The sequence below is a fragment of the Curtobacterium sp. LFS084 genome, assembly GCF_047977705.1.
Taxonomy (GTDB): Bacteria; Actinomycetota; Actinomycetes; order Actinomycetales; family Microbacteriaceae; genus Curtobacterium.
Genome location: NZ_JBFPFM010000001.1, coordinates 119,134 through 139,988, shown reverse-complemented (window position 1 = coordinate 139,988; position 20,855 = coordinate 119,134). Strand labels below are relative to the sequence as shown.

20 protein-coding genes and 1 tRNA gene are annotated in these 20,855 nt (G+C 71.5%); 9 read left to right on the top strand and 12 right to left on the bottom strand.

From position 1 onward, the window contains the following. Window positions 1-31 precede the first annotated feature (31 nt). Window positions 32-676 (top strand): anthranilate synthase component II, encoded by a 645-nt coding sequence (locus ACNQOV_RS00695; protein ID WP_022907009.1) that lies wholly within the window; start codon window positions 32-34, stop codon window positions 674-676. A gap of 178 nt (window positions 677-854) precedes the next feature. On the opposite strand, the gene pknB is transcribed toward ACNQOV_RS00695, so the two are convergent. From pknB to ACNQOV_RS00660, 7 genes are all read right to left on the bottom strand, one after another. After that, window positions 855-2,651, bottom strand: coding sequence for a Stk1 family PASTA domain-containing Ser/Thr kinase (pknB, locus tag ACNQOV_RS00690; RefSeq protein ID WP_416392949.1), 1,797 nt, complete (start codon window positions 2,649-2,651; stop codon window positions 855-857). Between the two features lie 121 nt (window positions 2,652-2,772). Beyond that, window positions 2,773-4,524 carry a protein kinase domain-containing protein gene (locus ACNQOV_RS00685; protein WP_416392948.1) on the bottom strand — a complete coding sequence of 584 codons (1,752 nt, stop codon included), beginning with the start codon at window positions 4,522-4,524 and terminating at the stop codon, window positions 2,773-2,775. Further along, the gene (locus tag ACNQOV_RS00680; RefSeq protein WP_022906671.1) at window positions 4,521-5,978 is read right to left on the bottom strand and encodes a peptidoglycan D,D-transpeptidase FtsI family protein; all 1,458 of its coding nucleotides are present in this window, start codon (window positions 5,976-5,978) and stop codon (window positions 4,521-4,523) included. The genes ACNQOV_RS00685 and ACNQOV_RS00680 overlap by 4 nt, the downstream gene beginning before the upstream one ends. Continuing rightward, window positions 5,975-7,411, bottom strand: a complete 1,437-nt coding sequence (locus tag ACNQOV_RS00675) for an FtsW/RodA/SpoVE family cell cycle protein (protein ID WP_402266034.1) — start codon at window positions 7,409-7,411, stop codon at window positions 5,975-5,977. Before ACNQOV_RS00675 ends, ACNQOV_RS00680 begins: the two co-directional genes overlap by 4 nt. Further along, a complete protein-coding gene (locus ACNQOV_RS00670; RefSeq protein WP_022907893.1) occupies window positions 7,408-8,760 on the bottom strand; it encodes a Stp1/IreP family PP2C-type Ser/Thr phosphatase in 1,353 nt (450 codons plus the stop codon). Before ACNQOV_RS00670 ends, ACNQOV_RS00675 begins: the two co-directional genes overlap by 4 nt. 6 nt (window positions 8,761-8,766) lie before the next feature. Continuing rightward, window positions 8,767-9,318, bottom strand: a complete 552-nt coding sequence (locus tag ACNQOV_RS00665) for an FHA domain-containing protein FhaB/FipA (protein ID WP_022907894.1) — start codon at window positions 9,316-9,318, stop codon at window positions 8,767-8,769. Further along, window positions 9,315-9,995 (bottom strand): FhaA domain-containing protein, encoded by a 681-nt coding sequence (locus ACNQOV_RS00660; protein ID WP_416392947.1) that lies wholly within the window; start codon window positions 9,993-9,995, stop codon window positions 9,315-9,317. Before ACNQOV_RS00660 ends, ACNQOV_RS00665 begins: the two co-directional genes overlap by 4 nt. An 86-nt stretch (window positions 9,996-10,081) precedes the next feature. Here ACNQOV_RS00660 and ACNQOV_RS00655 point away from each other — a divergent pair. Next, window positions 10,082-10,168, top strand: a tRNA-Leu gene (locus ACNQOV_RS00655). 57 nt (window positions 10,169-10,225) lie between these two features. On the opposite strand, the gene ACNQOV_RS00650 is transcribed toward ACNQOV_RS00655, so the two are convergent. After that, window positions 10,226-10,666: a hypothetical protein gene (locus ACNQOV_RS00650; RefSeq protein WP_402266029.1), complete on the bottom strand. Its 441-nt coding sequence runs from the start codon at window positions 10,664-10,666 to the stop codon at window positions 10,226-10,228. Window positions 10,667-10,752: 86 nt separating this feature from the next. Between ACNQOV_RS00650 and ACNQOV_RS00645 the strand changes: the two genes are divergently transcribed. After that, window positions 10,753-11,421, top strand: a complete 669-nt coding sequence (locus tag ACNQOV_RS00645; RefSeq protein WP_416392946.1) for an NUDIX domain-containing protein — start codon at window positions 10,753-10,755, stop codon at window positions 11,419-11,421. Here ACNQOV_RS00645 and ACNQOV_RS00640 read toward each other — a convergent pair. Next, window positions 11,387-12,028, bottom strand: a complete 642-nt coding sequence (locus ACNQOV_RS00640) for a TetR family transcriptional regulator (protein ID WP_416392945.1) — start codon at window positions 12,026-12,028, stop codon at window positions 11,387-11,389. The two genes, ACNQOV_RS00645 and ACNQOV_RS00640, sit on opposite strands and share 35 nt — an antisense overlap. Before the next feature lie 20 nt (window positions 12,029-12,048). Beyond that, window positions 12,049-13,581, bottom strand: coding sequence for a PucR family transcriptional regulator (locus ACNQOV_RS00635; protein ID WP_416392944.1), 1,533 nt, complete (start codon window positions 13,579-13,581; stop codon window positions 12,049-12,051). Between the two features lie 92 nt (window positions 13,582-13,673). On the opposite strand from ACNQOV_RS00635, the gene gabT reads away from it, so the two are divergent. From gabT to ACNQOV_RS00610, 5 genes are all read left to right on the top strand, one after another. Continuing rightward, on the top strand, window positions 13,674-15,038 hold the full coding sequence (gene gabT / locus ACNQOV_RS00630) for a 4-aminobutyrate--2-oxoglutarate transaminase (protein WP_416392943.1): 1,365 nt from the start codon (window positions 13,674-13,676) through the stop codon (window positions 15,036-15,038). Continuing rightward, window positions 15,035-16,579: an NAD-dependent succinate-semialdehyde dehydrogenase gene (locus ACNQOV_RS00625; RefSeq protein WP_416392942.1), complete on the top strand. Its 1,545-nt coding sequence runs from the start codon at window positions 15,035-15,037 to the stop codon at window positions 16,577-16,579. The genes gabT and ACNQOV_RS00625 overlap by 4 nt, the downstream gene beginning before the upstream one ends. Continuing rightward, window positions 16,576-17,946: a flavin monoamine oxidase family protein gene (locus ACNQOV_RS00620; RefSeq protein WP_416392941.1), complete on the top strand. Its 1,371-nt coding sequence runs from the start codon at window positions 16,576-16,578 to the stop codon at window positions 17,944-17,946. The genes ACNQOV_RS00625 and ACNQOV_RS00620 overlap by 4 nt, the downstream gene beginning before the upstream one ends. Before the next feature lie 151 nt (window positions 17,947-18,097). Next, the gene (locus tag ACNQOV_RS00615; protein ID WP_416392940.1) at window positions 18,098-18,646 is read left to right on the top strand and encodes a GNAT family N-acetyltransferase; all 549 of its coding nucleotides are present in this window, start codon (window positions 18,098-18,100) and stop codon (window positions 18,644-18,646) included. After that, the gene (locus ACNQOV_RS00610) at window positions 18,643-18,795 is read left to right on the top strand and encodes a hypothetical protein (protein WP_416392939.1); all 153 of its coding nucleotides are present in this window, start codon (window positions 18,643-18,645) and stop codon (window positions 18,793-18,795) included. Before ACNQOV_RS00615 ends, ACNQOV_RS00610 begins: the two co-directional genes overlap by 4 nt. Window positions 18,796-18,817: 22 nt before the next feature. On the opposite strand, the gene ACNQOV_RS00605 is transcribed toward ACNQOV_RS00610, so the two are convergent. Both ACNQOV_RS00605 and ACNQOV_RS00600 read right to left on the bottom strand, forming a co-directional pair. After that, window positions 18,818-19,270 carry a hypothetical protein gene (locus ACNQOV_RS00605; protein ID WP_416392938.1) on the bottom strand — a complete coding sequence of 151 codons (453 nt, stop codon included), beginning with the start codon at window positions 19,268-19,270 and terminating at the stop codon, window positions 18,818-18,820. Window positions 19,271-19,338: 68 nt separating this feature from the next. Next, complete coding sequence (locus ACNQOV_RS00600) at window positions 19,339-19,917, bottom strand: TetR/AcrR family transcriptional regulator (RefSeq protein ID WP_416392937.1); 579 nt, start codon at window positions 19,915-19,917, stop codon at window positions 19,339-19,341. Between the two features lie 77 nt (window positions 19,918-19,994). On the opposite strand from ACNQOV_RS00600, the gene ACNQOV_RS00595 reads away from it, so the two are divergent. After that, on the top strand, window positions 19,995-20,729 hold the full coding sequence (locus ACNQOV_RS00595; RefSeq protein WP_402266005.1) for an SDR family NAD(P)-dependent oxidoreductase: 735 nt from the start codon (window positions 19,995-19,997) through the stop codon (window positions 20,727-20,729). The last annotated feature ends 126 nt before the right edge of the window (window positions 20,730-20,855 follow it).

Sequence of the window (20,855 nt, the reverse complement as noted above, 5' to 3'; positions counted from 1 at the left end):
CACACATCCCCCACGAGTACGGTGAACCGCCATGACCAAGATCCTCGTCGTCGACAACTACGACAGCTTCGTCTACACGCTGAACGGCTACGTCCAGCAGCTCGGGGCGGAGACCGACGTGGTCCGCAACGACGCCTTCCCGGCGTCCGAGATCGCCGACCGCATCGCGGACTACGACGGCGTGCTGCTGTCCCCCGGACCCGGCACCCCCGCGGACGCCGGTGTCTCCGTCGAGACCGTGCACGCAGCGATCGCTGCGGACAAGCCCCTGCTCGGTGTGTGCCTCGGGCACCAGGCCATCGCCGAGGCGCTCGGCGCGACGGTCACCCACGCCGAGGAGCTCATGCACGGCAAGACCTCGCAGGTCGACCATGACGACAGCCCGCTGTTCGCCGGCGTCCCGCACCCCTTCACGGCCACGCGCTACCACTCGCTCGCGATCGTCGACGGCACGGTCCCCGACGAGCTGACGGTCACCGCGCGGACGGGCGGTGGCGTGATCATGGGCGTGCAGCACCGCGAGCACCCCGTGTACGGCGTGCAGTTCCACCCGGAGTCGGTCCTCACGGAGGGCGGCTACCGGATGGTCGGCAACTGGCTGGAAACGACCGGTCTCGAGGGCGCTGCGGAGCGCGCGGCCGGCCTGAACCCGCTCATCGCGGCGCACCGCGCCTGACGACGGCGCCGCGCACACCGAGCGGCCCGTCGCGTGGGACGACCCCACGCCGGATCCGGCGTGGACGTGGCAGAGATGAGCCGCGCCTCCAGGCTGACCTGACGGCCGTCGGATGGCTGCCACAGACGGGAGGCGCGGGTCACGCCCGCCCCGGACCGTCCGTCAGGACGCGGTCAGGTCACTGACCGTCGCCACCGCCGTCGTTCCCGCCGTCCGCCGGTGCCTGCGTCGCCGGCGGCTGGGAGGGCTGGACCGTGCCGGCGCAGTACGTGAGCACGACCGTGCTGCCCTGCGCGATGTCCCCAGCCGGTGCGCTCTGCTGCGTGACCAGACCGCTCGTGCAGGACATGATCGCGTTCGGCGTCACCTTGAGGCCGAGCCCGGTGAGGGTGTCGCTCGCGTTCTGGAACGGCTGCTGCGTCACGTTCGGCAGCTCGACCTTGCCGTTCGAGACGGTGAGGTTCACCACCGTCCCCTTGGTGTGCTTCGACGAGGCCTCGGGGTCGGTGCTCATGACCGTCCCCTCGGGCACCGTCGGCGAGTAGTCGGAGCTGACCGCGCCGACGGCGAAGCCCGCCTGCTCGAGCGCCTTCTGCGCGGCGTCCTGCGTCTGCCCCGCGAGGTCGGGGACGGCGAGCTGTTCGGGGCCGAGCGAGACGATGACGCGGATGTTCTGCTTGCGCGCGACGTTCGTGCCGGACCCGGGTTCGGTGCGGATGACCGATCCCCGATCGACGTCGTCGGAGTTCTCCTCGACCTTGACCGGGACGAGGTCCTTCTTGTCGAGTGCGGCGGCCGCCGAGTCGTAGGTGGCACCGGCGACGTTCGGCACGCTCACCGAGGACGTCACCGGCGGCTTGCCCGGACCGAGGTTCGCGACGAAGAACACGACCGCGACGATGACTGCTGCGGTCAGGATGATGCCGACCCAGATCCACGCCACCGGCGGACGGTTCTGCGTGCGCTGGGGGCGGTGCTCGGCGGTGTCGTCGTCGAGCTCGCGGAAGGCCACCGCCGGGTTCGAGGTCGTGCGGGGGTTGACGCCGAACAGCACCGTGGACGCGTCGTGCGCGGCCTGCTGCTGGAGCTTGCGGGTCGACGCGGGCACCTTGCCCGCTGCGGCCTGCTGGAGTTCGGAGCGGAACTCGGCGGCGTTCTGGTACCGGCGCGTGCGGTCCTTCACCAGGGCGTGCAGCGTGACCGCGTCGAGCGCCGGCGAGACCTCGGGCGTGAGGGACGACGGCGCGACGGGCTGCTCGCTGACGTGCTGGTAGGCGACGGCCACCGGGGTGTCCCCGAGGAACGGCGGGCGCCCGGTGAGCAGCTCGAAGAGCACGACACCGGTGGAGTAGACGTCGGTGCGGGCGTCCACGGTCTCGCCGCGTGCCTGTTCCGGGGAGAAGTACGACGCGGTGCCGAGGATCGACGTGGTCTGGGCGACGGTCGCGGACGTGTCCGTGATGGCCCGGGCGATGCCGAAGTCCATCACCTTGACCTGGCCGGCGTGCGTCACCATGACGTTGGCCGGCTTGATGTCGCGGTGCACGACACCCGCTCGGTGCGAGTACTCGAGCGCGGTCAGGATGCCCTCGGTGATCCGCACGGCCTCGTCCGGGGCGACCGGGCCCTCGCCGATGATGTCGGAGAGCGGTCGGCCCTCGACGTACTCCATGACGATGAAGGGCACCTGCACCTCGGCGCCGGAGGTCTCGGTGACGGTCTCCTCGCCGGCGTCGTAGACGCGGACGATCGTCGGGTGCGCCATGCGGGCGGCCGCCTGCGCTTCCTGGCGGAAACGGGTGCGGAACGCCGGGTCGTTGGCGAGGCTGGGCTTCAGCAGCTTGACGGCCACCTTGCGTCCGAGCCGGGTGTCGTTGCCCAGATGCACAGTGGCCATGCCGCCCCGACCGATGACTTCACCGATCTCGTAGCGGTTGGCGAGGAGGGTGATCCCCGCGGTCACACCTTCTGGCACGTACTCCTCCGAATGTCCGTCCGGGCAAGTGTACGGCAGGGTTCGCTGGTGAGACGCTGGTGACCGGGGGCCCGCACGAACCGTTACGCAACGGTGTCGCGAGCCCCCGTCCGGGGGTCGGTCAGTTGCCGTCCTGCGGGCCCTGGCTCGGGTTGTTGCCGTCCGTCGGGTCGACCGTCGGCTCGTCGGTCGCCTGCCAGGTGTCGCTGGACGCGGCCTCGGACGCAGCCGACGCAGCGAGGTTGCCGCACGTCACGGTGTAGCTCAGCGAGGCCGAGGTGTCGACCGCGTCGATCTGCACGGTGACCGATCGGTGGTCGGCGTCGAGCGTGCCCGAGGTCTGGCTCGAGGAGTCCTTGCCGCCGGTGATCGTGTACGCGTACGACGACACGGTGTACCCGGTCGGGCACGTGGCCGCCGCCCAGCTGAAGGTGACCTGGCCGTCGGCGGACACCGCTCCGGGCGACGCCGAGTTCGGCTGGTTGACCGTCGGCTGCGCCGTGTACTGCTGGAGCACGACGAGCGAGCCGACCGCCAGGCTGCCCGTGGGGCTGATCGACTGGACCGTGTTTGCCTGCTCGGCCTTCGGTGCGGGGTCGCCGTCCTCGACGCGCGAGGTCAGCCCGAGACCCTCGAGCTTCGCCTGGGCGTCGGCGACCGACAGCCCGACGAAGTCCGCCGAGTCCACGGTCACCCGGCTCACGGTCGGGGTGTCGCTCGGGGTCGGCGTCTGGGACGGCGTCGACCGGGCCGAGGACTTCGTCGGGGTCGGCTCCGGCTGGCTGTCGCCGGTCAGTGCGACCGCTGCGATCACCCCGCCGATGACGAGGACCGCGAGGACCCCCACGAGCCACCAGATCCACGCGCGCTTCTTCTTCGGCTCCTCGTCCTCGCCGTCGACCGGCGAGCCCGGGGTGCGCGGACCACCGGCGACGGCACCGGCCTGCGTGCCGATGAGGGCGGTCGCCGCGTCGTTGCCCTGCGCCTGGGGCGGGTTGAACGCGACGGTGCCGCCGGCGGCGATGGCCGGGACGGCGACGGTGGCGGCCGCGACGTCGCCACGGCGGAGCGCCTGTGCCGCACGGGCCAGGTTCGCCGCGGTCGCGGGACGGTCGGCGGGCTTCTTCGCGATGCAGGACATCACGAGGGCCGACACCGGCTCCGGGATGTCCCCCGGGAGCGCCGGCGGCTGCTCGTTGATGTGCGCCATCGCGATGGCGACCTGCGACTCGCCCGTGAACGGTCGGCGTCCGGCCAGGCACTCGTACGCGACGATGCCGAGCGAGTAGATGTCGGTCGACGGCGATGCCGGGTGCCCGCTCGCCTGCTCCGGCGAGAGGTACTGCACGGTGCCCATGACCTGACCGGTCGCGGTGAGCGGCACCTGGTCGGCGATGCGGGCGATGCCGAAGTCGGTGATCTTGACGCGGCCGTCCGGCGTGATGAGCAGGTTGCCCGGCTTGATGTCGCGGTGCACGAGCCCGACGGCGTGTGCGGCCTGCAGGGCGTTCGCGGTCTGCGCGACGATGTCGAGGACCTTGTCGACCGGCAGCGTGTGCTCCCGCTCGATCATGGTCGAGAGCGCCTCGCCGGGGACGAGCTCCATCACGAGGTAGGCGCTGCCGTCCTCCTCGCCGTAGTCGAAGACGTTGGCGATGCCCTCGTGGTTGACGAGCGCGGCGTGGCGGGCCTCGGCGCGGAAGCGCTCGAGGAAGCCCGGGTCGCCGAGGTACTCGTCCTTGAGGATCTTGAGTGCCACGGTCCGGCCGATGACGAGGTCGGTGGCCTGCCACACCTCTCCCATGCCGCCGATGGCGACGCGGGACGAGAGTTGGTACCGCCCACCGAAGGTGAGTCCGCTGGTGGGTCTCATTTGTTCAGCACCGCCTCCATGACTTTCTTCGCGACCGGGGCCGCGACCGTGTTGCCGACTCCGGACTGCCCGAGCCCGCCGCCGTTCCCGACGACGACCGCGACGGCCACCTCGGGGTCCTTCGCCGGGGCGAAGCCCGTGAACCAGAGTGTGTACGGATCGCCCGTGCCGTTCTCGGCCGTGCCCGTCTTCCCTGCGACGTCGACACCGTTGATCTTGGCATTGGTGCCGGTCCCGGAGCTGACGACGCTCTGCATGGCCTCGGTGAGGTCACTCGCCTCGGAGGACGAGAGCGGGTCGCTGTACTGCTTCGGGGAGAACGACTCGACGGTCTTCAGGTCGCTCGTGGTGATCGAGTCGACGAGCGAGGGCTGCATGACCTTGCCGCCGTTTGCGATCCCGGCGGAGACCATCGCCATCTGCAGGGGCGACACCCGGACGCTGGCCTGCCCGAACGAGCTCAGCATCAGCTGCGCGGTGTCGTCGCTGACGTCCGGGTACTGGCTGGCGGTGGCGCGCATCGGCACCTCGATCGCGTCGCCGAACCCGTACTTGTCGGCCATGCTCTTGATCGCGTCGTAGCCGAGCTTCTGCCCGAGCTCCGCGAACGGGATGTTGCACGAGTACTGGATCGCCGTGCGCAGCTTGACCTTGTCGCCGCCGCCGCACGAGCCGCCCTCGGCGTTGTTGATGTAGGTGCTCGTACCGGGCAGCTGCAGGCGCGAGGGGTTCGGGAACTCGGAGTCGAGGGTGTACTTCCCGCCCTCGAGCGCGGCCGACGCCACGACGAGCTTGAAGACGGACCCGGGCGTGTAGAGGTCGCCGCCGATGGCCCGGTTCTGCAGGGGCTTCGCCGCGTTCGTCTCGAGCGCCTTGTACTGGTCGATGACGTTCTGCGTGTCGTGCGACGTCAGCGTGTTCGGGTCGTAGCTCTGCTTCGACACCATCGCGAGGATCTTGCCGGTCTTCGGCTGGATCGCCACGACCGCGCCGGTGTTGTCGCCGAGCGCGTCGTACGCCGCCTGCTGGACGTCGGGGTCGATTGTCAGGTTGACGTTGTCGCCCTGGACGTCCTGCCCGGTCAGGATCGCGTTGAGGTTCTGGAAGAACGAGGCGTCGGAGTTGCCGGAGAGCACGGTGTTCTCGGCGCTCTCGATGCCGGCGTTCCCCTGCCCGATCGTGAAGTACCCGGTGACGGCGGAGTAGAGGTCGCCGTTCGTGTACTTCCGCTGGTACTGGTACTGGTCGTCCACCGGGGTCGACTCGGCGATCGGACTGCCGTTGACGAGGATCGCGCCGCGCTTCGTCGAGTAGCTGGCGAGGATGGTCCTCGAGTTCCGGGAGTCCGCGCGGAGCGAGTCCGCCGAGAAGAACTGGATGGACGTCGTCGACACGAAGAGTGCGACGAACATGAGCACGATGACGGTCGAGACACCGCGGAGCTGTCGGTTCACCGGCTGCGCTCCTTCCTGGTCGCCCCGCGGCCACGGGCAGCCGGGATCGCACCCTGCTGCACGCGCTGTTCGGCGGGGATTGCATCGGTCAGGCGCAGCAACATCGCGGCGATGATCCAGTTGGCGACGAGGGACGAACCACCCGCGGCCATGAACGGCGTCGTCAGGCCGGTGACCGGGATCACGCGGGTGATGCCGCCGACGACGACGAACACCTGCAGGGCGATGATGAAGCCGAAGCCCACGCCGAGCAGCTTGCCGAAGTCGTCCTGCGCCATGAACCCGACCCGCAGGCCTCGTGACGCCAGGATGATGAAGAGGGCGAGGATCGCGAAGACGCCGATGAGCCCGAGCTCCTCGCCGAGCGACGCGATGATGTAGTCCGCGTTTGCGACCGGCGTGATGTACGGCCGACCCTGGCCGAGCCCGGTGCCGGTGATCCCGCCGTTCGCGAAGCCGAACAGGCCCTGGACGAGCTGGTAGCTGCCCTGCGTCTGCCGGGTGAAGATCTCCTGGTTGAACGGGTCGAGCCACTGCTCGAACCGGCCGTGCACGTAGACCAGGACGGACTGGGCGACGAGCGCACCGCCGACGAACAGCGCGAGGCCGATGACGACCCAGCTCAGTCGCGCCGTCGCGACGTAGATCATCACGAGGAACAGGCCGAAGTAGAGCAGCGCGGTGCCGAGGTCGCGCTGGAACACCAGGACGCCCATCGCCGCGGCCCACATCACGAGGATCGGGCCGAGGTCGCGGGCACGCGGGAACGTCATGCCGAGGAACTTCCGGCCGACGATCGACAGCGAGTCCCGCGCGGTCACGAGGTAGCCGGCGAAGAACAGCGCCATCGTGATCTTGGCGAGCTCGCCCGGCTGGAAGGTGAACGATCCGACCTTGATCCAGACCCGCGCGCCGTTCACGTTGAGCCCGATGCCGGGCAGCATCGGCAGCAGCAGCAGCGCGATGGTCAGGAACATGAAGATGTACCGGTACCGCTGCAGGAACCGGTGGTTCCGGACGACCGAGACCGTGATGATCGCCAGCACCATGGCGAGCATGGTCCAGACGATCTGCTTCACGCCGATCGCACCCCAGCCGGTCAGGCCGTTGTGCACGTCGATGCGGTAGATCTCGGCGATCCCGATGCCGTTCAGCACGAGGGCGACCGGCAGGATGAACGGGTCGGCGTTCTTCGCGACGACCCGCAGCACGACGTGCATGACCAGCGCGAGGCCGAGGATGCCCGCGCCGGTCCACAGCACCGAGGTGTCGAAGAGCCTGCCCTTCGTGCCGAGCTGCACGAGCACCATGGCGCCGGCGCAGATGCCGCACGCGATCACGAGCAGCACGAGCTCGAGGTTGCGGGCGCGCGCGGGCTCCCGCAGCTTGATCGTGATCGCCTGCGTGAAGGACTGGGCGGTGGCGCTGCTCATCGCTTCGCCCCGGGAGACGGTGACGGCGATCCGGTCGAGGACGACGAGGGCGTCGGCGACGGCGAACTGCCGTCACCGCCGGTGCCGGCCTGGTCCTGTCCGGTCGCCGCGGCCTTGCGCAGGCGCTCGACGATCTCGCGCGCGTCGTCGAGCGACTGCGCGTTGATGGTGGAGCGGACGTTCTCGCGGGTGTAGTCCGGCAGTCCGGACACCGAGATGTCGGTGTCCTCGTACACGTCGGACAGGGCGATCGGACCGATCGACTGCTGGACGCCCTTGTAGATCGCGACCGAGCCGCGGTCGGTCCCGACGTAGTAGTGGTCCTGGATGATCCGCCAGCCGAGGAACACGGCACCGACGAGGACGGCGACCGCCACGACGAGCGCGATCGTCCACGAGACCCGGCGACGGATGCGCCGACGGCGGTCCTCGGCGATGAGTTCGGCGAAGAACTGGTCGGACTCCGGTTCGAAGTGCGAGTCCTCGGGGGCCGTCGTGACCTTGAGGGGGTGGAGCAGGATCGTGGGGAGGCGGATCGGCTTGCGTCCGGTCGACGCCTCGAAGGTGAGCGGGGCCGCGGCGGAGCCCACGGTCGTGGCCGCGTCGTCGTCGTCCTCGGGCTCGGTGTCCGTGACGTCCATGACGACGACGGTGACGTTGTCGGGCGCGCCGTGGTCGAGCGTCTCCTTCACGAGGCGCTGCGTGACCTGGTTCGCGTCCATGTTCGACGCGAGCGCGTGCCGGATGCGCTCTTCCGCGAGGTACGACGACAGCCCGTCGGAGCAGAGCAGCCAGCGGTCGCCCGGCTGGATGTCCATGATCGCGGTGTCGACCTCCGGTGCGGCGTCGACGTCGCCGAGCACGCGCATGAGGACGGAGCGACGGGGGTGGACCGCGGCTTCCTCCGGGGTGATCCGGCCGCTGTCCACGAGACGCTGCACGAAGGTGTGGTCGGAGGTGATCTGCTGCAGCTCGCCGTCGCGGTGCCGGTAGATGCGCGAGTCGCCGATGTGCGCGATGGCGACCTGTTCGCCGACGCGGATCATCGCGGACACCGTCGTGCCCATGCCCGTGAGCTCCTGGTGCTCGAACACCGTCTCGGTGATGAGCTGGTTCGCGGCGATGAGCGCCGACTGCAGCGCGAACTCGGCGTCGTGCGCCGACGGGAACTCGCGGTCGACCTCCCTGATGCGCCGGATCGCGATCGCCGAGGCGACGTCGCCCCCGGCGTGCCCGCCCATGCCGTCGGCCACCGCGAACAGGTGCTGCCCGGCGTAGCCGGAGTCCTGGTTGTTCGCGCGGATGCGTCCGACGTGGGACACAGCGGCGCTCAGCGTGCGAGCGGTCATCCCGGGTTACCGCCGCAGCTCGAACGTCGTCGTCCCGATCGTGATCGGCGTCCGCTCGGCCACGGTCACGGGAGCGGTCACCTTCTGACCGTTGACGAACGTGCCGTTCGTGGACTCGAGGTCGGTGAGCACCCAGCCGTCGGCCCGGAGGTCGAGGCGGGCGTGGTTGGTGGACGTGTAGTCGTCCCGGATGACGACGTTTGACTCGCTCGAGCGGCCGATCGTGATCGGTCCGCCGCCGAGCGGCATCTCCATGCCCTCGCGCGATCCCTCGGTGATCACGAGGCGGGTCGCAGCCGGCGTGGCGGGCTGCTGCGCGCCTCCTGGCTGACCGATGAGGTCGGTGAAGGCCCCTGCGGACGCGGCGGCCGGAGCCGCTGCCGCGGGGACGACCGGGGTCGTCGGACCGGACGCACCGGCCTTCGGATCGGTGGGGATCGTGCGCACGCGCTGGCCGAACAGATCGCTCCGCAGGGCGAAGACGATCACGAACACGAACAGCCAGAGCACCGCGAGGAACGCGAAGCGCAGGACGAGCAGGGTCAGCCCTGTGGTCACCTGGCACCTCCGTCGTTCTCGGGTATCACCCGGAACACCATACGGGTACGACCGATCTCGATCGTGGAATCCGGCTCCACGATCGCCTGCTGGAAGCGCTCGCCGTTCAGCTTCGACCCGTTCGTCGACCCGAGGTCGTTGGCCTGGGCGTGCTTGCCGTCCCAGATGACCTCGACGTGCTTCCGGCTCGTCCCGGTGTCGGCGACGGTGATGTCGGCGTCCGTCCCGCGGCCGATCACGGTGCGCCCGCGCTGCAGCTTGTGCCGCTGTGAACCGATGTCGAGCACCGCGACCCACGCGACGTCGCGCTGCACGGTCGTCGAGTCGATCTGCAGGATCCCGGTGGAGAGCGTGCCGTCCTGGCGCAGGCGGATCGTGACCGGTCCGGAGAAGGAGTAGTTCTGCGCGACGGCGTGCTGCTGCACCATCTGCGAGAGCTCGTCGACGAGCGGTCGGCCGATGTCGTTCATCCGCGTGTAGTCCGGCGGCGCGAGGCGCACGGTGAACTCGTTCGGCACGAGGATGCGTTCGCGTGAGACGACGGCAGCCTTGGTGTCGAGCTCGCGGCGGAGTGCGCTCGAGATCTCGACGGGCTGCACGCCGGAGCGGAAGGTCTTCGCGAACGCGCCGTTCACGGCGCGCTCCAGCCCTCGCTCGAAGCTGTCCAACAGGCCCATGGGTCTCCAGTGTTCTCGGTCGTCGACCTCTGCATGGTAGTGGTTGGCGTCTGGCAGCGTCTGTGCGTGGTAGTGTTCTCGGGCTGGCGCGAGTGGCGGAATTGGTAGACGCGCACGGTTCAGGTCCGTGTGCTGGAAACGGCGTGGGGGTTCAAGTCCCCCCTCGCGCACCAGGCAACGGAGAAGGCCCCCGGAGTGATCCGGGGGCCTTCTCGCGTTCCGTGGCGGCGTCAGTCCCGCGGGTGGTCGGGATCCGCCGGCCTGGAGGCGCGGCTCGGCTCGGCACCGTCGGCGCGCCGGAAGAAGGGGCGCGCGCTGGGCAGGAACAGCAGCACCGCGGCGACGACCGAGAGCAGGATCAGCGCGGTGGAGAGGCCGCCGTCGCTGATGCTCAGGACCGCGCGGAGCGCGGCGATCGCGACGAGGACGATGCGGGCGACGGCCGATCCGCGGAGGACCAGGAACGTCGCGGCGGCCACCAGGGCCCAGACGACGAACGACAGCACGATCGCGAGGGCGCCGCCGAACCCGGTCAGTCCCGCCCCGGACACCGAGACGACGACGGTGGAGACGACGCCGACGACCAGCCACACGGCCCAGAGGACGACCGCCGTCCGGACGACCGGGGGTGGGGTCCGGCGCGATCGCCTGAGGTCGTTCGTCGTCGTCATGGTCGCCCCGTCCCCGCCGCTCCCTGGTGCGGCGTGACGATCGTACCGGCGGCCTCGGCGCCAGGGCGGGACGCTAGCGTGGCGGCGTGGACGACGCGCGCACGACCGACCCCCGACCCGGCACCTCCGTCCCGGACGCCCGCGGCCGCACCGGCCTCGACGCCGTCGGACGTGGTCTCGACCGCAACCCGGACGTGGTCGTCCGCGACGTCGAGGTCGTGTCCGACGGCTGGCACGTGCTCCGCCGCACCACGCTCGACGTCCGGCGCCGTGACGGTCGCTGGGACCGGCAGCAGCGCGAGACGTACGACAGGGGCAACGGTGCCGCCGTGCTGCCGCACGACCCCGAGCGCGACACCGTGCTGCTCACCCGGCAGTTCCGCTGGCCCGCCTACGTCAACGGCCATCCGGACGGGATGCTCGTCGAGGCGGCGGCGGGGCTCCTCGACGAGGACGACCCGGAGACGGCCGTGCGGCGCGAGGCGGAGGAGGAGCTCGGGATCCGGCTCGGCACCGTCACGAAGGTGTTCGATGCGTTCATGAGCCCCGGGTCCGTGACCGAGCGCGTGCACGGGTACGTCGGTGCCTACACGCCCGCCGACCTCGTGGCGGCCGGCGGCGGGCTGGAGGACGAGGGCGAGGACATCGAGGTGCTCGAGCTCCCGTTGGACGAAGCCCTGGCGATGGTCGCGGACGGGCGCATCGCCGACGGGAAGACGATCATGCTCCTGCAGTGGGTGGCGCTGCGGCGCTGAGGGCTGCGTCGTCGAGCCCGACGGCGCGGGCGGTCGTCGTGCGGACCAGCCCCTCTCGGACGGGTCGGTCGAGGTAGTCCACCAGGGCGTACCCGTTCGTGGCGTCCACGAGCGCGAACAGCAGGCGTCCGACCGCGTCCGGGTCGTCGGTGCGCATGACCCCGGCGCGCACGCCGTCGCGGACCACGCCGGTGGCGAGGGCCTGCCAGTCGTCCATGACCTCGCGGGCGGCGGTCGCGAGCGCCGCGTTCGTCCGGCCGAGGCTCCACGCGTCCGCCCACAGTGCGGCGACGTCGTCGCGGGCCGGGTCGGCGATGCACGCGAGCAGGGTCGCCAGCCGTCCGACCGGGTCGGCCCCCTCGCGCACGATCCGGGCGACCTCGGCCACCTCGGTGCTCGCGACGGTGCGGAAGGTGTCGCCGACGAGGTCCTCCATCGCCGGGCGGTAGTGCGCCACGAGGGACGGCGCCACACCGATGGCCGCGGCGACCCCGCGCAGGGTCACGGCAGCGAGGCCCTCGGCACGGGCGACGGCGACGGCCGCCTCGGCGATCTGGGTGTCCCGCTCGGCCGGGCTCAGGCGCCGGCGGGTCGGAGTGGTCGGCACGACGCCAGCCTAGGCGCGGCTCACGCGCCCTCGACGACGAACGCCGCCCAGAGGTCGGCGCGGGTCGCGAACACCGACAGGTCCCGGTCGAGGAGCCGTCCGGCGTGCTCGACCCGGGCGCGTGCGGTGTGCCGGTGGATGCCGAGGGCCTGTGCGGTGCGGTCGTACTCGCAGTTCTGCTCGAGCCAGGCCCGCACGGTGCGGGTGAGCTCGGTCCCGGCCGTCCGGTCATGGTCGACGAGCGGTGCGAGGAACGCGCGGGCCACGGCACCGGCGTCGACGTCCACGTGGGCGAGGTGGGCGAGCACCCCCTCGCGGGCGAGGTCGCCGAACTCGGTGGTGCCCGGACGTCCCTGACGGCGTCGGTCGAGCGCCTGCACGGCCTCGGTCCGGGCGCGGCCGAAGTACCGGTAGGAGGCGCCGTCCGAGAGCCCGGCGTGCAGGTCGAAGCGGTCCACGAGCTCCTCGACGATCCCGGTGTCCTCGGCGCCGACGCACAGGAAGAGCTCGTCGTCCGTCGCGAAGAAGAGCTGCCCGGGGCGGTCCTGCACCCAGAGTTCGAGCAGGTCCACCACGGTGTCGAGGTCCTGGTCGGGGACGTCCACGGCGGCGATCCGGACGGGCTCCGGCGGCAACGGTCCCCACACCTCGCGCGAGGTCGAGTCCACCACGGCGGGGTCGCCCACCGACAGCATCGTCAGGAGTCCGGTGCGGAGGAGCCCTCGCGCACGGGCGAGCTCGCGGTTCTGCTGCAGTGCGAGACCGGCCAGCGCGATCACCGCGGTCACGACCTCGCGGCCGGCCCGGTCGAGCGTCCCGCCGTTCGCGATCGCGAGGACGCCGCTGAGGTGTCCGCCGCTGCCGAGCGTCTGCAGCGTGAACCCGGTGCGGTGCTCGGTCGTCACCGGCAGGCTCGCGCGCGCACCGGCACGGAGCAGCCGGAGCGATTCGGCCCGGAGCACCTCGAGGTCCTCGGTCGTGACGCCCGCTGCCGGGTGTCCACGGTCGAGCCGCCCGGAGAGGTCGAACAGTCCGACCCACCCGTCGAGCTGCCGGGACAGCTCGGCGATGGTCGCCCCGAGGCCGTCCGGACGCATGGCCGCGAGCGAGATGGCGCGCTGCGCGGCGAGGGCCCAGGCGTTCCGGGCGTTGGCGTCACGGGCGACGGCGTCCGCGTTCGCCTGCGCGACGGCGATGAACGAGGTCGCGTACGGCACCTCGAAGAGTGCGAGCCCCTGCTCGGTGCAGGCGTCGACCAGCTGTGGCGGGGTGCCGGTGCGCACGACCTCGTCGCCGAACCCGAGCGCGACCACGCCCCGGCGCACCAGTCGGGCGACGTAGGCGTCGGCGACCTCAGCCGTGACCTCGGTGTCCACGCCGAACTGGGTGCCCGTGGTGAGCAGTCCCTGCCCGTCCGCGAGGAACGGCGTCGGGTCCTCGAGGTCCGAGCTGTGCAGCCAGGACAGTGGCGCGTCGAGGGCCGCGTCGGTCGCCGTGAGGAGCCGGAGCCGCAGGTCGGCGCGGTGCAGCAGGGAGCGCAGGGTCGCGGGCATGGGTGCACCCTATCCCTCGCGTCGATCGGGGTGGCCGTCGGTGTACACGATGGACAGCCCCGCCGTGGGCGGGTGGCTCCTACGATCGCCGCATGTCCTCCACCGCTGCACCCTCGACCAGCGCCGCCACGGGTGGCCCCTCGCTGCCGCAGGAACGGCGGCTCGTCACCGAGGTGCCGGGTCCCCGCTCCCGGGCGCTCCTCGAACGGAAGGCCGCCGCCGTCGCGTCCGGTGTCGGGGTCGCGGTGCCGATCGCGGTCGTCGCGGCCGGTGGCGGCGTGGTCGTCGACGCGGACGGCAACTCGCTCGTGGACCTCGGCTCCGGGATCGCCGTCACGAGCGTCGGCAACGCGCACCCCGGCGTCGTCGCCGCCGTGCAGGAGCAGGTCCAGGCGTTCACCCACACGTGCTTCACCATCGCCGCCTACGACGGGTACGTCGAGGTCGCCGAGGCGCTCAACCGGCTCACCCCCGGTGACCACGCCAAGAAGACCGCCCTGTTCAACTCCGGCGCCGAGGCGGTCGAGAACGCGGTGAAGATCGCCCGCAAGCACACCGGTCGGCAGGCGATCGTGGTGTTCGACCACGCCTACCACGGCCGGACGAACCTGACGATGGCGCTCACCGCGAAGAACCAGCCCTACAAGAACGGCTTCGGTCCGTTCGCCTCCGAGGTCTACCGCGTCCCGATGTCGTACCCGTTCCGCGACGGCGGGCTGTCCGGCGTCGAGGCCGCGAAGCGCGCGATCACGCAGATCGAGAAGCAGGTCGGCGCCGAGAACACCGCCGCGGTGCTCGTCGAGCCGATCCAGGGCGAGGGCGGCTTCGTCGTGCCGGCCCCCGGCTTCCTCGCCGCGCTGTCGGAGTGGACCACCGCGAACGGCGTCGTGTTCATCGCCGACGAGGTGCAGACCGGCTTCGCCCGCACCGGCGCGATGTTCGCGAGCGAGCACGAGGGCATCGTCCCCGACGTCGTGACGACCGCGAAGGGCATGGCCGGCGGCATGCCGCTGTCCGCCGTCACCGGGCGTGCGGAGATCATGGACTCCGCCCACGTCGGCGGGCTCGGCGGCACCTACGGCGGCAACCCGGTCGCGTGCGCCGCAGCGCTCGCCGCGATCCACGCCTTCGAGCACGACGGGCTGGTCGAGCGCGCGGCGGCGATCGGCGACGTGCTGCTCGGACAGCTCCGCGCCGCGCAGTCGACCGACCCCCGCATCGGCGACGTCCGTGGCCGCGGTGCCATGGTCGCGATCGAGCTCGTCGACCCGGCCACCGGCGAACCCGACGCCGCGCTCACCGGCCGTGTGGTCAAGTACGCGTACGAGCACGGCGTGATCGTGCTCACCGCGGGGACGTACGGCAACGTCCTCCGCTTCCTCCCCCCGCTCGCGATCGACGACGCCCTCCTCGGCGAAGGCCTGGACGTCGTCCTGGAAGGACTCGCCGCAGCATGACCGACACCCAGACCGACCACAGCACCCACACCGACCGCAGCGCGGCCGTCCGCACCGATGCCGAACGCGAGCTCCTCGCGACGGTCCCCACGGGCCTCCTGATCGACGGCACCTGGCGAGCGGCGTCCGACGGTGCGACGTTCCCGGTGGTCGACCCGTCGACCGGCGAGACGCTCCTCGAGATCGCCGATGCAACCCCCGAGGACGGTGTCGCCGCCCTGGACGCCGCCGAAGCGGCCAAGCGCGGCTGGGCGACGACCCCGCCGCGCCAGCGTGCCGAGGTCCTCCGCCGCGCCTTCGACCTGCTCCAGGAACGTCGTGCCGACTTCGCCCTCCTCATGACCCTCGAGATGGGCAAGCCCCTCGCCGAGGCGAACGGCGAGGTCACCTACGGCGGCGAGTTCCTCCGCTGGTTCTCCGAGGAGGCCGTCCGCATCGGTGGCTCCTACGGGACGAACCCCGAGGGCACCGGCCGCGCGATCGTCAGCCACAAGCCGGTCGGTCCGGCCTTCCTCATCACCCCCTGGAACTTCCCGCTCGCGATGGCCACCCGCAAGGTCGCCCCGGCGCTCGCCGCCGGGTGCACGGTCGTCGTGAAGCCCGCCGAGCTCACCCCGCTCACCACCCTGCTGTTCGCCGACCTGCTGCTCGAGGCCGGTGTGCCGGCCGGGGTCGTCAACGTCGTGCCGACCACCCACGCCGGTGCGCTCTCCGAGCCGATCATCGCCGACCCCAGACTCCGGAAGCTGTCCTTCACCGGGTCGACGCCGGTCGGCCGGACCCTCCTCGCGCAGGCGGCGCAGAACGTGCTCCGGACGAGCATGGAGCTCGGCGGCAACGCCCCGTTCCTCGTGTTCGCCGACGCGGACCTCGACCTCGCCGTCGACGGTGCGCTCGCCGCGAAGTTCCGGAACACCGGGCAGGCGTGCACCGCGGCCAACCGGTTCCTCGTGCACGAGGACGTCGCCGAGGAGTTCGCCCGGCGGCTCGCGGCACGCGTCGAGGCCATGGCCGTCGGTCGCGGCACCGAGGACGGCGTCGCCATCGGACCACTCATCGACCAGCGCGCCGTCGACAAGGCGCACCGGCTCGTCACCGACGCGCTCGACCGCGGCGCCAGCCTCCGGACCGGTGGCCACCCCGTCGACGGCCCCGGCACGTTCTACGCGCCGACCGTCGTCACCGACGTGCAGCCCGGCAGCGACCTGCTCCACGACGAGATCTTCGGACCCGTCCTCGCGATCCGCACGTTCTCGACCGAGGACGAGGCGATCGACGCGGCGAACGACACCGAGTACGGCCTCGTCGGCTACGCCTTCACCGAGGACCCGGCCCGCGGGCAGCGGCTCATGGAGCAGCTCGAGACCGGCATGCTGGGGCTCAACACCGGCGTCGTCTCGAACGCGTCGGCGCCGTTCGGCGGGGTCAAGCAGTCCGGCCTCGGCCGCGAGGGCGGCGGCGAGGGCATCGCCGAGTACCTCGAGACCATGTACACGCTGACGCCCGACCCGTTCGGGCGCACGAAGGGAGCGCAGCGATGACCATCGAGAAGGACGTCGTCGTCATCGGCGCCGGGGTCACCGGCCTCATCGCCGCGAACCGGCTCGTCGCCGAGGGGAAGACCGTGGCGGTGCTCGAGGCCCGCGACCGCGTCGGCGGCCGCACGTGGACGAACGACATCGAGGGCGTCACCCTCGAGATCGGCGGCCAGTGGGTGTCCCCGGACCAGACCGCGCTCCTCGAGACCCTCGACGAGCTCGGACTCGACACCTACGACCGCTTCCGCGAGGGCTCCAGCGTCTACGTCGACGAGCACGGCACCCGCACCGAGTACACCGGCGACATCTTCCCGCTGCCCGAGGCCACCGCCGTCGAGATCGAGCGGCTCGTGGCCGTCGTCGACGAGTACGTCGCGAAGGTCGATCCCGACCGTCCGTGGGAGACCCCGGACGCCGCGGCGCTCGACGAGGTCTCCTTCCGCGAGTGGCTCCGCCGGCTGAGCGACGACCGGGTCGCGACCGAGAACGTCGAGCTGTTCATCGCCGGCGCCATGCTGACGAAGCCCGCCCACACCTTCTCGGCGCTGCAGGCGCTGCTCATGGCGGCCTCCGCGGGGAGCTTCTCGAACCTCGTCGACGCCGACTTCATCCTCGACAAGCGCGTCGTCGGCGGGATGCAGCAGGTCGCCGAGCGGCTCGCCGAGCGGCTCGGCGCCGACGTCCACCTGAACGCCCCGGTCCGCACGCTGCGCTGGGACGACGAGGGGGTCGTCGCGCTCGCCGACGGCGGCATCGAGGTCCGTGCCCGCCAGGCGCTCGTGGCCGTCCCACCGCCCCTGTACTCGCGCATCTCCTACGAGCCGCCGCTGCCCCGACGGCAGCACCAGCTCCACCAGCACCTGTCGATGGGCTTCGTCATCAAGGTGCACGCCGTCTACGACCGGCCGTTCTGGCGGGGCGCCGGGCTGTCCGGGACCGCGTTCAGCCCGTACGAGCTCGTGCACGAGGCGTACGACAACTCCATGCACGGCTCGGAGCAGGGAACGCTCGTCGGGTTCGTCTCCGACCAGCACGCCGACGACGTCTTCGCGCTGTCGACGGCGGACCGCAAGGCCCGGGTGCTCGACTCCCTCGCGCACTACTACGGCGACGAGGCACGTCGTCCGGTCGTCTACTACGAGAGCGACTGGGGCACCGAGGAGTGGACCCGTGGCGCGTACGCGGCGAGCTTCGACCTCGGTGGACTCGTCCGCTACGGCGCCGACCAGCGCGCGGCGGTCGGACCGATCCGCTTCGCGTCGAGCGACCTCGCCGGACACGGGTACCAGCACGTGGACGGGGCGGTGCGGATGGGCCGCGAAGCGGCCGTCGAGATCCTCGCGGCCCTGCCGCAGCCGGCGGTGCAGTAGACCCACGGCGAGACGGACGGGAGGCGCGGTGCCAGCCCGCATCGTCCCTCCCGTCACGGCGGTCGTGCCGCTGGCGCGTCACGACGGAACCGGCGGGTGGGGCCCTCCTCCCGTCCGTCATCGGTGTGGGTCCGCTCGGTACGGTCGTCCCATGGGAGACCAGCACGACGAGGCCGTGGCGATCCGCCCGGCGACCGCCGCCGACGCCGAGGGGATCGCGCGCGTGCACACCACGTCGTGGCGCGAGACCTACGGCCGGTTCGTGGACGATCCGGACAGCAACCCCTGGTTCGACCTGGGACGGCGACTCGAGATGTGGCGCGGGAACCTCGCCCAGGGGGCGTTCGACGCCGTCGTCGCCGAGGACGCCACGGGGATCGTCGGCTTCGCCGCGGTCCAGCCGACGTCGGAACCCGACGCCGTGCGGCCGGAGGAGCTCACCATGCTCTACGTGCTCGAGCGTGCCCCCGGGACGGCAGCGGTCAAGCGCTCCTCGACGCCGTGCTCGGTGCGCGTCCGGCATCGCTGTGGGTCGCCGAGGACAACCCGCGGGCGCACGCCTTCTACCGACGGAACGGCTTCGTCGCCGACGGCGCGACGTCGAGCTTCGGCCCGATCGACACGACGGTGCGGCTCGTCCGCTGAGCGCCCCGCCGCTGGACGGACACCGGACGCAGCGCGCGTACGGTCCGGGACATGACGGACACCAGCGGAACCAGCGACCCCACCGACGCCGAGCGGCAGTACACCGAGGACCTGCCGGACGGCTCGCCCTCGGGCGATGCCACGATGGACCCGGAGCAGGACAGCGACCACGACTCCGGAGGCGAGCCCGCAGACCCCGAGTAGCGCGGTCTGGTCCGCGCCCTCGTCAATCGGCGGCGCGGATGGGTTCGCCGGTGTCAGGATCCCAACCGACGACCCGGGGCTGCGCGACCTTCGGTGCACGGCGTGGTCGCGGCGGGAAGTACCCGCGAGCAGCGGGCAGGTACGGCACGAGCGCGGCGACGGCGCCCAGTGCGCCGTTCACGGTGGCGAGTCCGTACGGCGGCAGGAGCGCGCCGATGGCTCCGACCACACCGAGCACGGCCATCCAGAACCGCGCGCGTCCGGAGCCACGACCGACGCGGAGTGCACCGAACACGAACCAGGCGAGGAGCGCCAGCCCGACGACGAACGGCACCAGGGTCCAGGGGCCACCGGACGACACCGTCCCGGGCAGGTCCACGAGCCGTGCGACCAGGTCGCACGCGAACAGCACGAGCCAGAGCACGACGGCAGCGGTCACGAGGACGGGGCGGGAAGTCGGGGAACCGGTGGTCACGTGGTGATCCTAGAGCTGGAGTTGCGCTGCGCACCACGGAGTGAGTCCGCTGGTCGGGCGGCCGGACCTCAGACTCCGACGAGCCGCTCGGCCGCCGCACGCGCGGCCGCCGCCCAGGGCTTGGACGGGTCGGCCTGCGCGCTCGCCATCGCGCCGTCGTAGAGCAGGCAGAGCTGCAGCGCCGTGCCGTCGGGGTCCGCCGTGCCGGCATCGGCGAGCAGCGACGTGAAGAGAGTCCGGACCCACGCGCGGTGCTCGAGTGTCACGTCGTGTGTCGGATGCCCGGCGCCGTACTCCGCCTCGACGTTGATGAACGGGCAGCCGCGGTACCCCGGCGCTTCGAACCACTCCCCGAGCAGGTCGAACACCGCCAGGACGCGGTCGCGCGGCGTGCTGCCACGCTCGGGGAGCTCGACCGCGACGTGCTCCTGCCACGACCGGCTCCGACCCTGGAGGTAGCCGAGCACCAGGTCGTCCTTCGTCCGGAAGTGCGTGTAGAGGCTCGCCTTCGAGATGTCCGCCTCGGCAGCGACCTGGTCCACCCCGACCGCGTGGATCCCCTGCTCGTAGAAGAGCCGGTCGGCGGTGGCGACCGCACGCTCGTACGCGGGGCGGCGGCGCGTGCGGCCGGTCGTGGTGTCGGACATGGTTTGACTTTACTGCACTGATCTGTACAGTTACCAGCACCGTAACCAAACCGATCTGTTCAGTTAGGACATCGACCATGACCACCACCGCCCTCGTCACCGGATCCACCAGCGGCATCGGCCGCGCCACCGCCGAACGCCTCGCCGCCCAGGGGATGCACGTCGTCGTCTCCGGCCGGAACGCCGAGCGGGGTGACGAGGTCGTGCGGGGGATCCGGGCTGCCGGCGGCGCGGCCGACTTCGTCCGAGCGGACCTGCGCGACGCCACCAGCGCGAAGGAGCTCGCCGAGGCGGCCCTCGCGATCGGTGACGGGCGGGTCGACGTGCTCGTCAACAGCGCGGGCATCTTCCCCTTCGGTGCCACGGCTGACACCACCTCGGACGGTTTCGACGAGGTGTACGACATCAACGTGAAGGCGCCCTACTTCCTGGTCGCCGCCCTGGCGCCGGGGATGGCCGAGCGCGGCGCGGGCGCGATCGTGAACGTCACGACGATGGTCGCGGAGTTCGGTGCGGCGGGCATGGGCCTGTACGGCTCGACGAAGGCCGCGCTCGTCCTGCTGACGAAGTCGTGGGCGGCCGAGTTCGGCCCCGCCGGTGTCCGCGTGAACGCCGTGAGCCCCGGCCCGACCCGGACCGAGGGCACGGCTGCGATGGGGGAGAGCCTCGATCAGCTCGCCGCGGCCGGTCCCGCCGGCCGTCCGGGCACCGCCGGCGAGATCGCCGAGGCGATCGTGTTCCTCGCGACGGATGCAGCGTCCTTCGTGCACGGCGCGGTCCTGCCGGTGGACGGTGGCCGGATCGCGGTCTGACGCGACCCGCTGACGGACGGGAGGCGCGGTTCCAGCTGGTACCGCGCCTCCCGTCCTGCACGCAGCCGCGTCACGGATCGCCCGCGGCCCGCCCGTCGGGGTACGTCGGGACGCCGGGGTCACAGT

Coding starts and splice junctions, on each gene's coding strand:
- ACNQOV_RS00695 (WP_022907009.1), top strand. CDS start 32: ATGACCAAGATCCTCGTCGTCGACAACTACGACAGCTTCGTCTACACG.
- ACNQOV_RS00685 (WP_416392948.1), bottom strand. CDS start 4,524: ATGAGACCCACCAGCGGACTCACCTTCGGTGGGCGGTACCAACTCTCG.
- ACNQOV_RS00675 (WP_402266034.1), bottom strand. CDS start 7,411: ATGAGCAGCGCCACCGCCCAGTCCTTCACGCAGGCGATCACGATCAAG.
- ACNQOV_RS00670 (WP_022907893.1), bottom strand. CDS start 8,760: ATGACCGCTCGCACGCTGAGCGCCGCTGTGTCCCACGTCGGACGCATC.
- ACNQOV_RS00660 (WP_416392947.1), bottom strand. CDS start 9,995: ATGGGCCTGTTGGACAGCTTCGAGCGAGGGCTGGAGCGCGCCGTGAAC.
- ACNQOV_RS00650 (WP_402266029.1), bottom strand. CDS start 10,666: ATGACGACGACGAACGACCTCAGGCGATCGCGCCGGACCCCACCCCCG.
- ACNQOV_RS00635 (WP_416392944.1), bottom strand. CDS start 13,581: ATGCCCGCGACCCTGCGCTCCCTGCTGCACCGCGCCGACCTGCGGCTC.
- gabT (WP_416392943.1), top strand. CDS start 13,674: ATGTCCTCCACCGCTGCACCCTCGACCAGCGCCGCCACGGGTGGCCCC.
- ACNQOV_RS00625 (WP_416392942.1), top strand. CDS start 15,035: ATGACCGACACCCAGACCGACCACAGCACCCACACCGACCGCAGCGCG.
- ACNQOV_RS00620 (WP_416392941.1), top strand. CDS start 16,576: ATGACCATCGAGAAGGACGTCGTCGTCATCGGCGCCGGGGTCACCGGC.
- ACNQOV_RS00615 (WP_416392940.1), top strand. CDS start 18,098: ATGGGAGACCAGCACGACGAGGCCGTGGCGATCCGCCCGGCGACCGCC.
- ACNQOV_RS00610 (WP_416392939.1), top strand. CDS start 18,643: ATGACGGACACCAGCGGAACCAGCGACCCCACCGACGCCGAGCGGCAG.
- ACNQOV_RS00600 (WP_416392937.1), bottom strand. CDS start 19,917: ATGTCCGACACCACGACCGGCCGCACGCGCCGCCGCCCCGCGTACGAG.
- ACNQOV_RS00595 (WP_402266005.1), top strand. CDS start 19,995: ATGACCACCACCGCCCTCGTCACCGGATCCACCAGCGGCATCGGCCGC.